The 16,144-nt window shown below is 72.4% G+C and carries 12 protein-coding genes; 8 read left to right on the top strand and 4 right to left on the bottom strand.

All coding sequences use genetic code 11. From position 1 onward, the window contains the following. Window positions 1-47: 47 nt before the first annotated feature. On the bottom strand, window positions 48-1,583 hold the full coding sequence (locus ACFVYX_RS15145; protein WP_389681794.1) for an alpha/beta fold hydrolase: 1,536 nt from the start codon (window positions 1,581-1,583) through the stop codon (window positions 48-50). A gap of 156 nt (window positions 1,584-1,739) precedes the next feature. Between ACFVYX_RS15145 and ACFVYX_RS15150 the strand changes: the two genes are divergently transcribed. Then, a complete protein-coding gene (locus ACFVYX_RS15150) occupies window positions 1,740-2,651 on the top strand; it encodes a MerR family transcriptional regulator (RefSeq protein ID WP_389681795.1) in 912 nt (303 codons plus the stop codon). Window positions 2,652-2,878: 227 nt separating this feature from the next. Next, a complete protein-coding gene (locus ACFVYX_RS15155; protein ID WP_389681796.1) occupies window positions 2,879-3,673 on the top strand; it encodes a VOC family protein in 795 nt (264 codons plus the stop codon). A 220-nt stretch (window positions 3,674-3,893) separates the two neighbouring features. Here the strand turns inward: ACFVYX_RS15155 and ACFVYX_RS15160 are convergent, their stop codons facing one another. Next, window positions 3,894-5,357: an MFS transporter gene (locus ACFVYX_RS15160; protein WP_389681797.1), complete on the bottom strand. Its 1,464-nt coding sequence runs from the start codon at window positions 5,355-5,357 to the stop codon at window positions 3,894-3,896. 139 nt (window positions 5,358-5,496) lie between these two features. On the opposite strand from ACFVYX_RS15160, the gene ACFVYX_RS15165 reads away from it, so the two are divergent. The 5 genes from ACFVYX_RS15165 to ACFVYX_RS15185 all read left to right on the top strand — a co-directional run bounded on the left by ACFVYX_RS15165 (window position 5,497) and on the right by ACFVYX_RS15185 (window position 14,039). Then, window positions 5,497-5,964 (top strand): MarR family winged helix-turn-helix transcriptional regulator, encoded by a 468-nt coding sequence (locus ACFVYX_RS15165; RefSeq protein WP_389681798.1) that lies wholly within the window; start codon window positions 5,497-5,499, stop codon window positions 5,962-5,964. 291 nt (window positions 5,965-6,255) lie between these two features. Further along, a complete protein-coding gene (locus ACFVYX_RS15170) occupies window positions 6,256-9,234 on the top strand; it encodes a carbohydrate binding domain-containing protein (protein ID WP_389681799.1) in 2,979 nt (992 codons plus the stop codon). A 230-nt stretch (window positions 9,235-9,464) separates the two neighbouring features. Continuing rightward, complete coding sequence (locus tag ACFVYX_RS15175) at window positions 9,465-11,234, top strand: S8 family serine peptidase (protein WP_389681837.1); 1,770 nt, start codon at window positions 9,465-9,467, stop codon at window positions 11,232-11,234. Window positions 11,235-11,435: 201 nt separating this feature from the next. Then, the gene (locus ACFVYX_RS15180; RefSeq protein WP_389681800.1) at window positions 11,436-12,347 is read left to right on the top strand and encodes a diiron oxygenase; all 912 of its coding nucleotides are present in this window, start codon (window positions 11,436-11,438) and stop codon (window positions 12,345-12,347) included. 33 nt (window positions 12,348-12,380) lie between these two features. After that, window positions 12,381-14,039, top strand: a complete 1,659-nt coding sequence (locus ACFVYX_RS15185) for an FAD-dependent oxidoreductase (RefSeq protein WP_389681801.1) — start codon at window positions 12,381-12,383, stop codon at window positions 14,037-14,039. Window positions 14,040-14,108: 69 nt separating this feature from the next. Here ACFVYX_RS15185 and ACFVYX_RS15190 read toward each other — a convergent pair whose 3' ends face one another. Continuing rightward, window positions 14,109-14,693 (bottom strand): Type-2Aa cytolytic delta-endotoxin, encoded by a 585-nt coding sequence (locus ACFVYX_RS15190; RefSeq protein WP_389681802.1) that lies wholly within the window; start codon window positions 14,691-14,693, stop codon window positions 14,109-14,111. A gap of 99 nt (window positions 14,694-14,792) precedes the next feature. Continuing rightward, on the bottom strand, window positions 14,793-15,641 hold the full coding sequence (locus ACFVYX_RS15195; RefSeq protein WP_389681803.1) for a LysR family substrate-binding domain-containing protein: 849 nt from the start codon (window positions 15,639-15,641) through the stop codon (window positions 14,793-14,795). A 64-nt stretch (window positions 15,642-15,705) separates the two neighbouring features. On the opposite strand from ACFVYX_RS15195, the gene ACFVYX_RS15200 reads away from it, so the two are divergent. Further along, window positions 15,706-16,104, top strand: a complete 399-nt coding sequence (locus ACFVYX_RS15200) for a DUF5997 family protein (protein ID WP_389681804.1) — start codon at window positions 15,706-15,708, stop codon at window positions 16,102-16,104. Window positions 16,105-16,144 lie beyond the last annotated feature (40 nt).

The raw sequence follows: 16,144 nt of genomic DNA on the forward strand, positions 1-16,144 counted from the left end.
GCCGCCTGATCGACGCCGTCGGCCCGTCGCCGCCTGTGCCCCGCCATTCAGCGGTCTCCGTCCGGGCTCGCCGCGTTCCCCAGGTGGGTGAGGACGGAGCGCATCGCCCGTTCCACGGCGGCGCGGGACTCGTCGGTGGGGTCGACCAGTTCGAAGCTGTGGTGGCCGTGCGGAACGTCGACGACCTCGACGGCGGCCCCCTTCGTCCCGGCGGCGGTCAGGAACTCCTCGACCGTCGCCGCGAAGGCGGGGTGCTCGCGGCCTGCCCGGATCAGCACGACCGGGGGTCCCCCGGCCGTGCCGACGGCGTCCACGGGACGGAAGCGGGGCTCCACCCCCGCCCAGCCGGGCAGCGGCGCCAGAGCGGGGTAGCTCGCGGCCAGGCATCGCAGCCAGGGCGGGGGCGCGGCGAGCCAGTCCGCCGTGAGCAGTCCGCCGGTGGAGAAGAACCAGAGCGCGATCCGCTCCCCGTCGACGCGTGGGTGGGCGCGGACGAGCGCGACGGCCTCGGCGAGGTCCTCGGCGGCACGCGGGTAGTCCGCGAGGCCGTGCATCCGGTGGTCCAGGGTCACGCCGACCGCGCCGAGGGCCGCCGCGTAGCGGCCGTACCCGAGGAGGAACGGCGTGTCCCGCGGGGTGGGCCGCTGGTCGGGGGCGACGGGGCCGCCGTGGACGAACACGACGGCGGGCCGGGGCCGTTCGGTGTCCGGCAGGTGGAGGTCGATCCGTCCGTGTCGCTCGCGCGGCACCTCGGGTACGTCGAGGAGGAACGGCAGGAGGTGCGCCGGCCGCTCGGGTCCCGGGGCACGTCCGGGGGCAGCCACCCGGTGGCCCTCCCCCGCCGCCGCCGCGCGCAGCACCTCGGCCAGCTCCTCGGGTGCGGACAGCATCGGCCAGTGCCCGGTGCCGAGTTCGAAGAAGCGCATCCGTTCGTCGGCGAGCGCCCGGAACTGCGGTGGCCCCGATTCCACGAGCATCTCCACCAGGTCGATGGACGAGCCGTTGGCGGTGCACAGGACGCCGGTGGTCGGCAGGGCGGCGGCCGGTCCGGTCAGCCGGAGCGGCTGTGTGAGGGTGCGCGCCGGCTGGGGTACGGCGAGGCGCTCCAGGCGTTCGAGGGATCCGGCGGGAACGCCTTCGGTGCTGCCCCAGCGGGGCCAGCCGCCCGGCTCCGGTGGCGAGAGCCAGCCGCCGTCGCCGGCTCCGTCCGCGAGTCGCTCCCGCGCCTCGGGGTCGGGCAGGGAGCGTTCGGCGGCCTCGTCGTCCTGCGGCAGGGCCGTGTCCACGGAGACGATCCGGGCGACGCGTCCGGGGCGCCGGTCGGCGGCGGCGAGCACGGGGTGGAGCCCGTAGCCGTGCCCGACGAGGACGATCCGGGGGTCCGCGATGGCGTCGATGACCCGCAGCAGGTCCTCGGCATGGGTCTCAGGACCGGTGCCGGGCCCGGCCTCGTCCCGTCGCTCCCCCATGCCGGTCAGGGTCACGGGGTACGCCTCCGCTCCCGCCTCCCGCAGCCGTGCGGCCACCTGCTCCCACACCCAGCCACCGGTGAAGGCACCCGGCACCAGCACATACGCCGTCATGATCGTCTCCTCGCCACTTCCGGGAATCTCTCGCCGGCACGGTAGGAACTCCCCCTGCGGGAGGTTCAAGGGCGGCGACACGTCACCGGCGTACCCGGAGGGCGCACGGGAGCGGCCGTGCTCCAGACTGGAGCCGACCATGGGGAGGATCGCGTCGTGGTGTCCGACGGGCTGTGGAGCATCGGGGAGCTCGCCGAGCGGGCGGGTGTCACCGTGAAGACGGTGCGCTACTACTCCGACCGGGGTCTGCTCCCCGCGGCGGGCCGCAGTTCCGGCGGTCATCGCCGGTACGGGCCGCAGGCCCTTGAGCGGCTGCGGCTGATCCGGTCCCTGCGCGCCCTCGACCTGCCCGTCGCGGAGGTGGAGCGGGCCCTGGAAAGGGACGAGGCCCTGGAGGAGGCCGTCTCGGCGCAGCTGCGGGAGGTGGGTTCCCGGCTGGCCGCGCTGCGCTGGCGCGAGGCCTCGCTGCGGCTGGTCCAGGAGTGCCCGGCCGGTGAGCGCGCCGACCGGCTGCGGCTGATCGGTGCGGTGTCCGTGCCGCCCGACACGGCGGCGCTCGCCCGGTTCTGGCGCCGGATCCTGCCGGTCCGGCTGCCGCGGCGGGTGGTGTCCCTGGTTCTCGACTCGGTGGTACCGGGGGTGCCGGCGGAGCCGACCTCCGGGCAGGTGCTGGACTTCGCGCGGCTCCACGCGCTCGTGTCCGACCCGCGCCTCGACCGTCCGGCGCCGCCGCTGCCGGACGGGGAGTACCGTCCCGCGGTGCTGTACGAGGGCCTTGCGGAGGCGTACGGGCTGGCGTTCGCCGAGGTACGGGCCGGCCGCGCCCCGCAGGACGGCGGGGCCCTGGACTGTTTCGTCGAGGCCTATGCCCGGGCGCTGGGGGCGGCGGACTCCCCGGACTTCCGGCGGGGGCTCGTCCCGCTGCTCGCCCGGGGCGACGGGCCCCTGATCCGCCGTTACTGGAAGCTCGCCACCGGTCTGTTCGGCCCCGACGAGCCGGTCCTCGGCGCCCTTCACCACCACCTCTCCGTCGCCCTCCGCCGACAGGCCGGGGAGCAGGCCGGCTGACGGGCCCCGGCGCGGCGGCGCCCGGCGTGTGCGGTCGGGCGGCATGCCGATCCGCCGGGACATCCGCCCGGCCGGTGGTCGGCGCACCCGGGCGGGTGGTCATCGGCGGCACGTGGGTGAACGCGCGCATGGAGGGCGGCGGGACGGGGAAGGGGCGCACGATGCACGCAGCGTGACAGGACGACGAGGAGGTGGTGCCGGTGTCGGGGCCGACGACCGGAGAGGAGGTGGGAGCACCGTGCTGGCTGAGTCTGAACGCGCACGATCTGGACGCGGCCGAGCGCTTCTACGGGGCCGTGCTGGGCTGGACGTTCCGGCGGGGCAGCGGGGAGCGGGAATACGCGGTCGGTGAGCTGGACGGGGTGCCCGTCGCCGGGATCGCGGCCGTCGCGGCCGAGCTCTCCGTACCCGTGTCCTGGACGGCGTTCTTCGCCGTGGACGACGCCGACGCGGCCGTGTCTCGGATCCGGGAGCGCGGCGGCACCGTCGGCGTGGGGCCTGTCGCCTATCCGCCCCGGGGGCGTGCGGCGCTCGCGACCGACCGGGAGGGCGCGGCGTTCGGTGTGTGGCAGGGACGGACGGAGTCCCACTGGCACATCGGCGAGCACTCGGCGCCGGCCTGGCTGGAGCTGCACACACGGGACGCCTTCGAGGCGGCCGTGTTCTACGGCGAGGTGCTCCACTGGGCGGACGAGGGTCCTGGCCGCTTCGAGGTGTCGTACGAGCAGGACAAGGTGGTGCTGCGGCGGGACGGCGAGGCCGTCGCCCGGCTGAACAGCGGTCCCGTCGAGTCCGGCTCGCCCCGGCCGCAGTTGCGGCCGCGCTGGCTGGTGCGGTTCCGGGTGCCCGATCCGGAGTCGGCGACGGAGGCGGTCGTCGCGCACGGCGGGTCGGTGGTGCCGGGCGACGACTGGGGTGGCGTACGCGGTCCGGACGAGGCCGAGGGGCGCCGGACGGTGGTGGTGCGGGATCCGGACGGGGCGCTCTTCACGCTGGAGGCGGCCGAGGACGGCAAGGCCTGAGTGGTGTCCGGTGCGGGCCCTGGCGCGTCTCCCCCGCGCCCGCACCGGCCGAGGACGGCAAGGCCCGAGCGGTGTCCGGTGTGGGCCAGGGCGCGTGTCCCCCATGCCCGCACCGGCTGAGGACGGCAAGGCCTGAGTGGTGTCCGGTGCGGGCCCTGGTGCGTCTCCCCCGCGCCCGCACCGGCCGACGGTCGGTCAGAGGCCCCCGTCCCCCGCCTGGTCAGGCGGTGGCCTCGGAGGGTGTGCGCGGGGCGGTGCCGTGTTCCGTGTCCGCCGGGTCCGACGGGGCGGTGGCGGCCCTGGCGGGGATGACGGCGGCGACGAGCACGGCGACCAGACCGACCCCACAGCCGATGAGCATGGCGACGCGGAAGCCGTCCTCGGACGGCAGGGCGTGGCCGCCCAGGGTCGTGGTCATCTGGGCGAGGACGACGCCGATCACGGCGGCCGAGACGGAGGTGCCGATGGAGCGCATCAGGGTGTTGAAGCTGTTGGCCGACGCGGTCTCCTCCTGCGGGACCGCGCCCATGATGAGCGCCGGCATGGCGCCGTAGGCGAGGCCGACGCCGGTGTTGCAGATGAGCGTGACGACGAGCAGGCCGCCGGTGGAGCCCATCAGGGCGAGCGAGGAGCCGTAGCCGGCGGCGATGACCAGGGCGCCGACGGAGAGCGTGACCTTGGGGCCGCGGGCGGCCGAGAGCTTCGCGCCGAGCGGCGCGAGGAGCATCATCATCAGGCCCGCGGGGGCCATCCACAGGCCCATGGCCATCATCGACTGGCCGAGTCCGTAGCCGGTGGCCTCCGGCAGCTGGAACAGCTGGGGGACGACGAGGGACTGCGCGTACATGGCGAATCCGACGAGGACCGACGCCGTGTTGGTCAGCAGGACGACCGGGCGGGCGGTGACCCGCAGGTCGACGAGGGGTTCGGGGGTACGCAGCTCCCAGGCGCCCCAGCCGAGCAGGACGACGGCGGCGAGGGCGAGGAGGCCGAGGGTGGTGCCGCTTCCCCAGCCCCAGGTCGCGCCCTTGGAGACGGCGAGCAGCAGCGCGACGAGCCCGACGCCAAGGCCGAGCGCTCCGGGAACGTCGAAGCGGCCGGCGGCGGGGGTGCGGCGGCCCGCGGGGACGAAGCGCCAGATGAGGACGCCCACCAGGACGCTCGTTCCGGCGGCGACCCAGAAGAGCACGCGCCAGCTGGCGTTCTCGGCGACGGCGGCGGAGAACGGCAGGCCGAGGGCGCCGCCGACGCCCATGGAGGCGCTCATCAGGGCGATGGAACCGCCGAGCCGCTCGGGCGGGAGGATGTCGCGGAGCAGGCTGATGCCGAGCGGTACGACGCCCATGCCGAGGCCCTGGAGGCCGCGCCCGACGATCATGGGAACGACCGAGGAGGCGAGCGCGCAGACCACGGATCCCGCGATCAGGGGGATCACGGAGGCGAGGAGGACTCTCCGCTTGCCGAGGGTGTCGCCGAGCCGGCCGGCCACGGGGGTGGCGACGGCACCCGCGAGCAGGGTGGCGGTGATCACCCAGGAGGCGTTGGACGCGGTGGTGTCGAGCAGCCTGGGGAGGTCGCCGATGAGCGGCACCACCAGGGTCTGCATGAGTGCGGCCACGATGCCGGCGAGCGCGAGGACGCCGACGACGCCTCCGGGTCGGGCGTCGGGCTTGGAGCCGTCCACGGGTTCTCCCTCGGTCGTACATGGGGTACGGGGTGCGTCATGGTTCGCCATGCGCAGCTTTATGCATCATGCACATTGATTGTGGAATACACAACATATGCATGCTGCACAACGCATCGCCGCGGGAGAGAATGGAGCCATGGACAAGCCCGTGGACAAGCCCACCCGTCTGGTCGAGTTCGAGACCATGCTGCTCGGACGGCACGCCCTCCTGTACGCGCCCCGCTCCCGCGCCGCCGGCGGTCACCTCGACCGCAGCGCGTACGTCCTGCTGAGCCGGATCAACATGCACGGGCCGATGTCCATCGGACAGCTCAGCGAGGCCTTCGGCCTCGACGCCTCCACCCTCAACCGGCAGACGGCGGCGATGCTGCGCGCCGGAGTCGTGGAGCGCATCCCCGACCCCGAGGGCGGCATCGCCCGCAAGTTCCGCATCACCGAGGAGGGCGAGCGCCGCCTGGAGGCCGACCGGACCTCGAACATCGAGGGCCTGGAGCGGGTCATGGAGCACTGGTCACCCGAGGACGTCTCCCGCTTCGCCGCCTTCCTCGAGCGCTTCAACCGCGACATCGAGCGCCTGGAGGGGCGCCCCTGGCCGCGCCCCTGAGCCCTGCCCGCACACCCCCCCACCACTCCCCACCCCCTCCCACCACCCCCTCCGCCGCCCGGCCGACGCGCCGCGCGGCGGTTCGGCATGTCCGCCCGTCGCCCCCCCGGTCCGCTCCGAACGGCCCCCGCCCGGAGGCCACTTCGGGCAGAAGTCTTTACCCCCAGGCCGCACCGGCGGTAACTTCCCGCCACGCAAGAAGTTTCTGAAACTTTCCGACCGCGTTTCCAACGGTGCCGATCCCCGCTCCCCGCCGGCCCGTACGGAGCACGCCCCTGCCTGGAGAATCAGATGACCCGCACCCCCACGCGGCTGCCCGGACGCCCGGTGGCCGTCCTGGCCGTCGCCGTCGGCCTCCTCGGCCTGCTCGCCGCCCCACCCGACATCCCCTCACCCAGGACCGCCCCGGTCGCGGCCGCCGCGGAGAACACGGCGACGGTCTTCTACTGGACCAAAACGAAGAACTGGGCCGCGTACAACCTGCATTACGCCCCCGACGGCGGCGCCTGGACCACCGTCCCGGGCGTCGGCATGGAGCCCGCCTGCACGGACTGGGTGAAGAGGACCGTCACCCTCGGCACCGCCACCGGACTCCGGGCGACCTTCAACAACGGCACCGGCACCTGGGACAACAACGGCGGCAAGAACTACGCCCTGGGCACCGGCACCCTCACCGTCAAGGACGGGGTCGTCGCCCACTCCGACCCGTGCACGGGCACCACGCCCACCCCCACCACCAAGGCCACGGTGTACTACTCCACCGAGTCACTCGGCTGGTCCACCACCAACATCCACTACCAGCCGGCCGGCGGTGCCTGGACGACCGTTCCCGGCCTCGGCATGCAGGCCGCCTGCGCCGGCTGGTGGAAGCGGGACATCGACCTCGGGACGGCCACCTCCTTCAAGGCCGCGTTCAACAACGGCAACGGCACGTGGGACAACAACGGCGGCTCCGACTACCCTCTCGGAGCCGGCGTCAGCACCGTGCGGAACAACGTGGTGACGGCGAACGCGACCGACCCCTGCGCCGCCGCGACCCCCGACACCCGGGCGCCGACCGCCCCCGGCCGGCTCACCGCCGCCGCCGACGGCGTCTCGGTGCTGCTCACCTGGGACCCGGCCACGGACGACAGGGGCGTGACGAAGTACCAGGTCACCCGTACCGGCGGCAGCGGCGGCACGGTCGTCACCGACGTCGGCTCCACCGTGTACTCCGACACCGGTCTCGCCGAACGGACCGCCTACACCTACACGGTGAAGGCCGTGGACGCGGCGGGCAACGTCTCCGCCGCCTCGGCCCCCGCGAGCGCCACCACCGGGGACAGGCCGGCGAACCCCGGCACGGGCAGGCCGCTCGGCACCGACCCCCGCAAGGACCCGATCTACTTCGTCCTCACCGCCCGCTTCAACGACGGGGACCCGTCGAACAACCGGGGCGGCAGCCAGCACGTCAAGTCCGGCAACGCGGCCAACGACGACCCCATGTTCCGGGGCGACTTCAAGGGCCTCATCCAGAAGCTGGACTACGTCAAGGGCCTCGGCTTCTCGGCGATATGGGTCACGCCCGTGGTCCTCAACCGGTCCGACTACGACCACCACGGCTACCACGGCTGGGACTTCTACAAGGTCGACCCGCGCCTGGAGTCGGCCGGCGCCTCCTACCAGGACCTGATCGACGCCGCCCACGCCAAGGGCATGAAGATCTACCAGGACGTCGTCTACAACCACTCCTCCCGCTGGGGCGCCAAGGGCCTGTTCACGCCCACCGTGTACGGGGTGCGGGACAGCCAGTGGAGCTGGTACTACGACGAGAAGCAGCCCGGTTTCGAGTACGACGGCCTGACGATCGACCCGAAGACCGGGAAGTCGTACTACAACGGCGACCTCTGGTCGACGGCCGAACCGACCGGCAACACCTGTCTCAACTGGGGCAGGCCGACCGGCGGCAAGAGCGCCGAGGGCTACACCGTCTACAACTGCCAGTGGCCGAGCCCCACGTCCGGCATGTTCCCGAAGGCGCTCTTCCACCAGTGCTGGATCGGCAACTGGGAGGGCGAGGACTCGCGTTCCTGCTGGCTGCACGAGGACCTGGCCGACTTCAACACCGAGAACCCGGCCGTGCAGAACTACCTGATCGGCGCCTACAACAAGTACATCGACATGGGCGTCGACGGCTTCCGCGTCGACACGGCCGTGCACATCCCGCGCACCACCTGGAACCGTCGCTTCCTGCCCGCCATCCAGGAGCGGGTGACCCGGAGCCACGGCGCCGAGGCGGCGAAGAACTTCTTCGTCTTCGGCGAGGTCGCCGCCTTCGTGAACGACAAGTGGAACCGCGGCTCGGTGAACCACTCGGCGCAGTTCTTCACCTGGAAGGAGCGCAAGGAGTACGACGCCGACGACGCCAAGGCCGCCCTGGAGATGTACGACTACGAGCAGCAGCAGGGCACCGGGAGCCAGCCCACCTCCAGCAACGCCTTCCTGAACGGGAACAGCTACCACACCCCCGACCACAGCCGCTTCTCCGGCATGAACGTCATCGACATGCGCATGCACATGAACTTCGGTGACGCGTACAACGCCTTCTCCAACGGCAAGGACTCGGACGACAGCTACAACGACGCCACGTACAACGTCGTCTACGTCGACAGCCACGACTACGGCCCCAACAAGTCGAGCGAGCGGTACACCGGCGGGACGGACGCCTGGGCCGAGAACATGTCCCTGATGTGGACGTTCCGCGGCATCCCGACCCTGTACTACGGCTCCGAGATCGAGTTCCAGAAGGGGCAGAAGATCGACTGCGGGCCGACCTGCCCGCTCGCCACGACCGGCCGCGCCTACTTCGGCGACCACGTCGCCGGGTCCGTCACGGCCTCCGACTTCTCCCGGGTCTCCGCGGCCTCCGGGGCGGTCGCCACCACGCTCCAGCAGCCCCTGGTACAGCACGTGCAGCGGCTCAACCAGATCCGCCGCGCAATCCCCGCGCTCCAGATGGGCCAGTACTCCACCGAGGGCATCTCCGGCGGCATGGCGTTCAAGCGCCGGTACACCAGCGGGGGGACGGACAGCTTCGCCCTGGTCACGATCTCGGGCGGCGCCACCTACTCGGGCGTCCCGAACGGCACGTACACCGACGCCGTCACCGGCGACGTCCGGACCGTCACCCACGGCACCCTCTCGGTCGCCGCGCCCGGTAAGGGCAATCTGCGGGTGTACGTCCTGAACGGCCCCGGAAAGATCGGTTCCGCTGGTCCGTACCTGAAGTAGTCGTAACAAAGGGGGCAGGGCGCTGGAAACCCTGCCCCTCCGGGCACTGTTCGGTCAACAGTGCGTAACACGAACAGGCTTCTCGGACAGAAGGCTTCCCTCCGGGGGACGAGTCTGGGATCTTGCGTCCACCCCACACATCACAGGGCCCGGCCGGCGCCACCCGCGCCACCGGGTCATCGGAGGACGCATTGTTTTCCCAGATATCCAGCCGGTTGAGAACGTCGGCCATCGCCGTCGCGGCGCTCGGAACGACCGTGGCGCTCGCCGGATTCGCCCACGCAGCACCGTCGGACACCGCGCCCGTCGCGGCCCGTTCGGCGGGGGCGACGACGGCCACCACGACGGCGGCGGCACCGGCGGCCTGGGCCGCCGGCACCCGCGCGTACCTGGTGATCACGGCTCCCGGCGGCACGGCGGCCGTGAGCGGCGCCGTGGCGAGCAACGGCGGTTCGGTCTTCGCGACCTACGACGCCATCGGCGTGATCGTGGCGCACTCGACGTCCGCGTCGTTCGCCTCGGCGATGCGCACGGTCGGCGGCGTCCAGCAGGTCGGGGCGACCCGTACCTCCGACGTCCCCGCCGACGCCTACAACCCGGCGCTCCCCGCGAACCCGTCGCAGTCGACCACGACGCTGACGGAGTCGAACCGCTGGGACATGACGCAGATCAAGGCCGACCAGGCCTGGGCGGTCACCACCGGTTCGGCGTCGGTCAAGGTCGGCGTCCTCGACACCGGCGTGGACGACCGGCACCAGGACATCGCGCCCAACTTCAACGCCGCCGACTCGGCCTCCTGCGCCTACGGCAAGGCGGACACCCGCGCGGGCGCCTGGCGTGACGTCGGCACCCACGGCACGCATGTCGCGGGCACGATCGCGGCCGCCAAGAACGGCAAGGGCGTCATCGGTGTCGCGCCGGGCGTGACGATATCCTCCGTCCGCATCGCGGAGCCGACCAGCAGCCTGTTCTTCGCGGAGAACACGATCTGCGGCTTCATGTGGGCCGGTGACCACGGCTTCAAGGTCACCAACAACAGCTACTACACGGACCCGTGGCAGTTCAACTGCCCGGACAACGTGGACCAGGCCGCCATCATCGAGGGCGTCCGTCGGGCCCAGGCGTACGCGGAGAACAAGGGTTCGCTCCAGGTCGCCGCCGCCGGCAACTCCAACTACGACCTGGCGAACAAGACGACCGACTCCGAGAGCCCCAACGACTCGACCCCGGTCACCCGTACGATCACCAACGCCTGCATCGACATCCCGACGGAGCTTCCGGGCGTCGTGACGGTCGCCGCGCAGGGCAACGGCGGAGCCAAGGCCTCGTACTCGAACTTCGGCAACGGCGTCATCGACATCGCCGCCCCCGGCGGCGACGGCGCCTCCGGTGTCTACTCGACGCTCCCGGGTGGCAAGTACGGCAACATGAACGGCACGTCGATGGCCTCTCCGCACGTGGCCGGCGTCGCGGCGCTGATCGCGAGCGTGAACCCGACCTTCACCCCGGCGCAGATCCGCGACCAGCTCGGCGTCCAGGCCACGGACAGGGCATGCCCCTCGGACACCCGCTGCACGGGCACCACGACCAAGAACGGCTTCTTCGGTGAGGGCGCGGTCGACGCCCTGAAGGCCGTCGGGGGCACCACCCCGCCGCCCGGCGCGTACTTCGAGAACCTGACCGATGTGGCGATCGCCGACAACGCGACGGTCGAGAGCCCCATCACGGTCAGCGGCGTGACGGGCAACGCCCCGGCCACGCTGAAGGTGGGTGTGGACATCAAGCACACCTACATCGGTGACCTCAAGGTCGACCTGGTGGCCCCGGACGGCACCGTCTACACGGTGCACAACCGCTCCGGCAGCGGCACGGACAACATCGTCCAGACGTTCACGGTCAACGCCTCGGCGGAGGTCGCGAACGGCGTCTGGAAGCTTCGCGTGAACGACAACGCGAACCAGGACACGGGCCGGATCGACGCCTGGAACCTGACCTTCTGACATCGCGCCACCCCGGGACGGGGCCGGAGCCGCCATGGCTCCGGCCCCGTTCGCGTACCCGGGGTAAGGGCCGGGGAAGAAAGTACGTACCGAGGGGTAGGCCCGGGCACCCCCCTTGCTATACGTTCCGTCTAACAAGCTTGCTAGACGCAGCGTCTAACAAGCTCCCCGAGCCGATCGCGCGACCCAAGGAGCCGCACCATGGCCAGCAGCACCGCTCGCCCGGACCACCCGCACGTCACCGACTCGGACGTCGCCGAGCGGCTGCTCCGATCGGCCGCGAAGCTCTCGTACGACCCCGCCGTCGAAGTCGACTGGGACTCCCCCCTCGACAAGGACTTCCACGGGCAGAGCCCCGAGTGGAACTCCCTCTACGGCACCGCGTACTGGAACGAGATGACCGAGGAACAGCGCAAGGAGCTGACCCGGCAGGAGACCGCCTCGGTCGCCAGCACCGGCATCTGGTTCGAGATGATCCTCCAGCAGATGGTGCTCCGCGACATCTACCGCATGGACCACACCGATCCCCGGTTCCAGTGGGCCCTCACCGAGATCGCCGACGAGTGCCGGCACTCGATCATGTTCGCCCGTGGCTCCCAGAAGCTCGGCGCCCCCGCGTACCGGCCCAAGCGGGCCGTCCTCGAACTCGGGCGCTTGATGAAGACCGTCGGCTTCGGCGAAGCCGCGTACGCGGGCATCCTCGTCGCCGAGGAGGTCCTCGACGTCATGCAGCGCGACTGGATGCGCGACGAGCGGGTCGTCCCCTTCGTCCGCACCATCAGCAACATCCATGTCGTCGAGGAGTCCCGGCACATGAAGTTCGCCCGGGACGAGACGCGCCGCCACCTCGCCCGCGCGAGCAGGACGCGCCGTCACTTCCAGGCCCTCGTGGTCGCCATCGCCGCGTACTACATCATCACCAGCCTGGTGAGCCCCGAGGTGTACGTGCGGGCCGGACTCGACCCCGAGCGGGCCCGCCGCGAGGCGGCCGCCAACGAGCACTACAAGGCGCAGCTGCGCGCCAGTTGCTCCGGCCTGATGGAGTTCCTGGCCGACGTCGGGATGCTGACCCGGCCCGCGCTCTTCTTCTACCAGCGCGCCCACCTCGTCTGACCCCTCCGAGCCGAGCAGAGCAGAGCCGACGACATGACCTACGCGATCACCCAGACCTGCTGCAACGACGCCACCTGCGTCGCCGTCTGCCCGGTCAACTGCATCCACCCGACGCCCGAGGAGCCGGACTTCGGGACCACGGAGATGCTGTACATCGACCCCAAGGCCTGCATCGACTGCGGTGCCTGCGCCGATGCCTGCCCCGTCGACGCGGTCTTCCCGGCCGACCGTCTCACCGGACGGCTGCGGGAGTACGAGGCGATCAACGCCGAGTACTACGCGGACCGGACGCCCGCCCCGGCCCTGGCCTCGCCCACCTTCCACACCTGGGGCGCGCCCTCGTTCCCCCGCTCGCTGCCCGCCGACTTCGCGCCGCTGCGGATCGCGGTCGTCGGCACCGGGCCCGCGGGCATGTACGCCGCCGAGGACCTCCTCCTGCACACCGCCGCGGAGGTGACCCTGATCGACCGGCTGCCGGTGGCCGGCGGACTCCTCCGGTACGGAGTGGCGCCGGACCACCCGGCGACCAAGGGCGCGGGCGAGACCCTCGGCCGCTTCCACTCCCACCCCCGGGTGCGGATGCGGCTCGGCGTGGAGATCGGCAAGGACGTCACCGTCGAGGAACTCGCCGCGCACCACGACGCGGTGATCTACGCCGTGGGCGCGCCCGCCGACCGGCGGCTCGGCATCCCCGGCGAGGATCTGCCCGGCAGCGTCCCGGCGAGCTCCGTCGTCTCCTGGTACAACGCGCATCCCGAGACCGGCGCGGACGCCGTCCGGCTCTCCGCCGGGCGGGTCGTCGTCGTCGGCAACGGCAACGTCGCGCTCGACGTCGCCCGCGTCCTCGTCATGGACCCGGACGGCCTCGCCGGAACGGACATCGCCGACCACGCCCTCGCGGCACTGCGGGAGAACCGGGTCCGCGAGGTGGTGCTGCTCGGCCGCCGTGGACCCGAGCACGCGGCGTACACAGCGTCCGAACTGCTCGCCCTCAAGCACCTGCCGGGCGTGGACCTGGTCCTCGACGACCGGGACCCGCGCACCGGCGCGGCCGTCGACGCGGCGGCGGCCGGGGAGAAGGCGGCGCTGCTGCGGGACGTGGCCCGGGAGACGGTGGACTGGACGCGGGGGCCCGCGCGGGACCGGCGCCGGATCGTGCTCCGCTTCCACTCCGCGCCCGTCGAGGCGCTGGGAACCGACGCCGTGCGGGCGGTCCGGGTGACGGAGGAGGGATCACCCTCCGGTACGGAGATCGGGGCGGAGCTCCTCGTACGGGCGATCGGCTACCGGGGTGTCCCGCTGCCCGGGCTGCCCTTCGACGAGGCGACCGGCACGGTGCCGCACGAGGCCGGGCGGGTGGCGGGGCTGCCCGGCGGGTACGTCGTCGGCTGGATCAAGCGCGGGCCCACCGGGGGTATCGGCGCCAACCGGGCCTGTGCCGAGGAGACGGTCGGGACGCTGCTCGCGGACGCGGTCGCCGGTGCGCTGCCGGCGCCGAAGGGCACGGCCAAGGAGTTCCGCAGGCTGGCCAGGAGCCGCAGCCGGCACCTCGTCGACGCACGCGGTCTCGCGGCCATCGACAGGACGGAGCGGGCCAGGGGCCGGGAGGCCGGGCGTCCGCTGGTGAAACTGGCGACGGTGCCGGAGCTCGTCGCGGCGGCGCGTGGCGGACGGTGGCGGCGCCAGGACTGACCGCCGGGGTTGGCCGCCGGGGTTGATGGCCCGAGTGTGTTCCGGCCCGGGACGGCGGGCCGGTGCGGCTCAGACGGTGGCGTCCGCGGCCGCCGTCTGGCGGACCACGATCGCGTTGAGCCGGACGGCGAAGGGGACGACGTCCGTCAGTTCCAGGGCGACGGTCTCCGCCTTCGGCAGTTCGACGGTCACGTCGACGCAGAAGGCGAGGGCGTAGACGTCCTGTCCGGTCGCCTCGTCCTGGAGGGCGAAGAAGAGGTCCCGGTAGAAGCGGGTGCGGTGCTCGGACTCCTCGTAGAAGGAGAGTCCGGGCCGCCCCTCCTGCCCGGCGAGGTGGGTGAAGGCCTCGACGAGCTCCCGCTCGACGGTCCCCCAGAACCCCGCTTCCGCGTACTCCGGGGGAAGGGCCTGCCGGACGGCCTCCTTCAGCGAGAGCACCATGACCAGGACGGGGGCGTGCTCCTGGAGCCCCCAGCCCCGGACCATCCGTACGACGGTGGTGTCGGGGACGGCCGCGGCAGCCGCCCGTATCGCCTCGAAGTCGAAGTTGACGGTCGCGGGCGCGATCGCCTCCTGGAACACCCGGTCGATGGACCGGGCCCGTTCGAGATGGTCCGGTCCCACCTCGACGACGGTCCTGAAACTGGCGGCCAAAGCTCCTCCTGCGTGATCTCGATGATCAGGAGGGGTCAGTATGCCGAGGGGTGTCCGCCCCGTCGTGTGCCGTCCGCCGTACGGACAGCACCGAGTGGATCAGGACCGGCCGCGGGGCTTCCCGCCCTTGCCGCGGCCGGAGCCGCCGCCCTTGCCGCCGCCCTTGCGGGCCGCCGCCGGCCTGCCACCGGTGCGCGAGCCCGCGCCCGGCTTCCCGGACCTGGTGGGCTTCTGCTCCTTCTTCGGCTGCTTCTGGCCCTTCTGGGCCTCGGCGCGGCGGCCCCGCGTGCTGTTGACCGTGCGGCCGCGCACGATGCCGATGAACTCCTCCACCAGGTCCGGGGCCTCGTCGGCGGCCGCCCACGAGAGGGCGACCCGCGACTGCGGGACCTCGGTCAGCGTCCGGTAGGTGAGGTCCTTGCGGTGGTGGAGCCGGGCCAGTGACTGGGGCACGGCGAGCAGGCCGACGCCCGCCGCGACCAGCTCGATCGCGTCGGCCGTCGTCTCCGGGCGCTCGTTCGCCGGGCGGCCGGGCGGCCGCTCCCAGCCGAGGGTGTCGTCGAGAGGGTGCAGCACGAGCTCCTCGGCGAGGTCCTCGGCCGTCACCTCCTCGGCCGCCGCGAGCAGGTGGTCCTTGGGGATGACGACGACGGTCGTCTCCGTGTAGAGCGGGATGGCGCTGAGGTCGTCCCGGTCGACGGGCAGCCGGACCAGGCCGGCGTCGGCCGCGCCCTCCCGGAGCGCGCCGAAGGCCTCGGCGGGTGTCACGGCGAGGAGGGCGAGGGGCACGTCGGGCAGGCGCTCGTTCCAGACCCGCACCCACTTCGAGGGCGTCACTCCGGGCACGTACGCCAGCCGGAAGGCGGGGGTGCCGGAGGAGGGGGCAGAGGGGGAGACCGCGGGGGAATCCGCCGGGGTGTCCGAGGGGGAAGCGTCCGAGCCTGTCACTCCGCCAGGTTACCGGTAGCTGCCGTGGTCGGAACTCGCCCGCACGCTCGATACCCTTGACACCATGACGTCGCACCAGAACACCCAGACGATGAAGCCCGCCACCGCGGCGAAGAAGCTGGGTGTGTACCTCGAGGCCACCCCCGCAGACTTCCAGGAGGGTGTCGTCTCGCGCACCGAGCTGAACGAGCTCCAGGCGAACCCGCCCGCCTGGCTCCAGGAGCTCCGGAAGAACGGCCCGCACCCCCGCCCGGTGGTCGCGCAGAAGCTCGGCATCTCCATCGCCGGTCTCGCGCGCGGTGGTATCACCGATCCGCTCACCACCGAGCAGATCGACGTGCTCAAGCAGGAGCTCCCCGAGTGGCTCCAGAAGGAGCGGGCCACCCAGGCGGAGGTCCGCAAGGAGACCGTCCGCATCAAGGAGCGCGACGCGGAGCGGGCGCGCCGCGACGAGAACGCCTGACCGTCCCGCCGTGCCACGCCCGGACGGGTGTGGCGCGGCG

It is taken from the genome of Streptomyces sp. NPDC058326 (genome assembly GCF_042879855.1).
GTDB lineage: Bacteria > Actinomycetota > Actinomycetes > Streptomycetales > Streptomycetaceae > Streptomyces.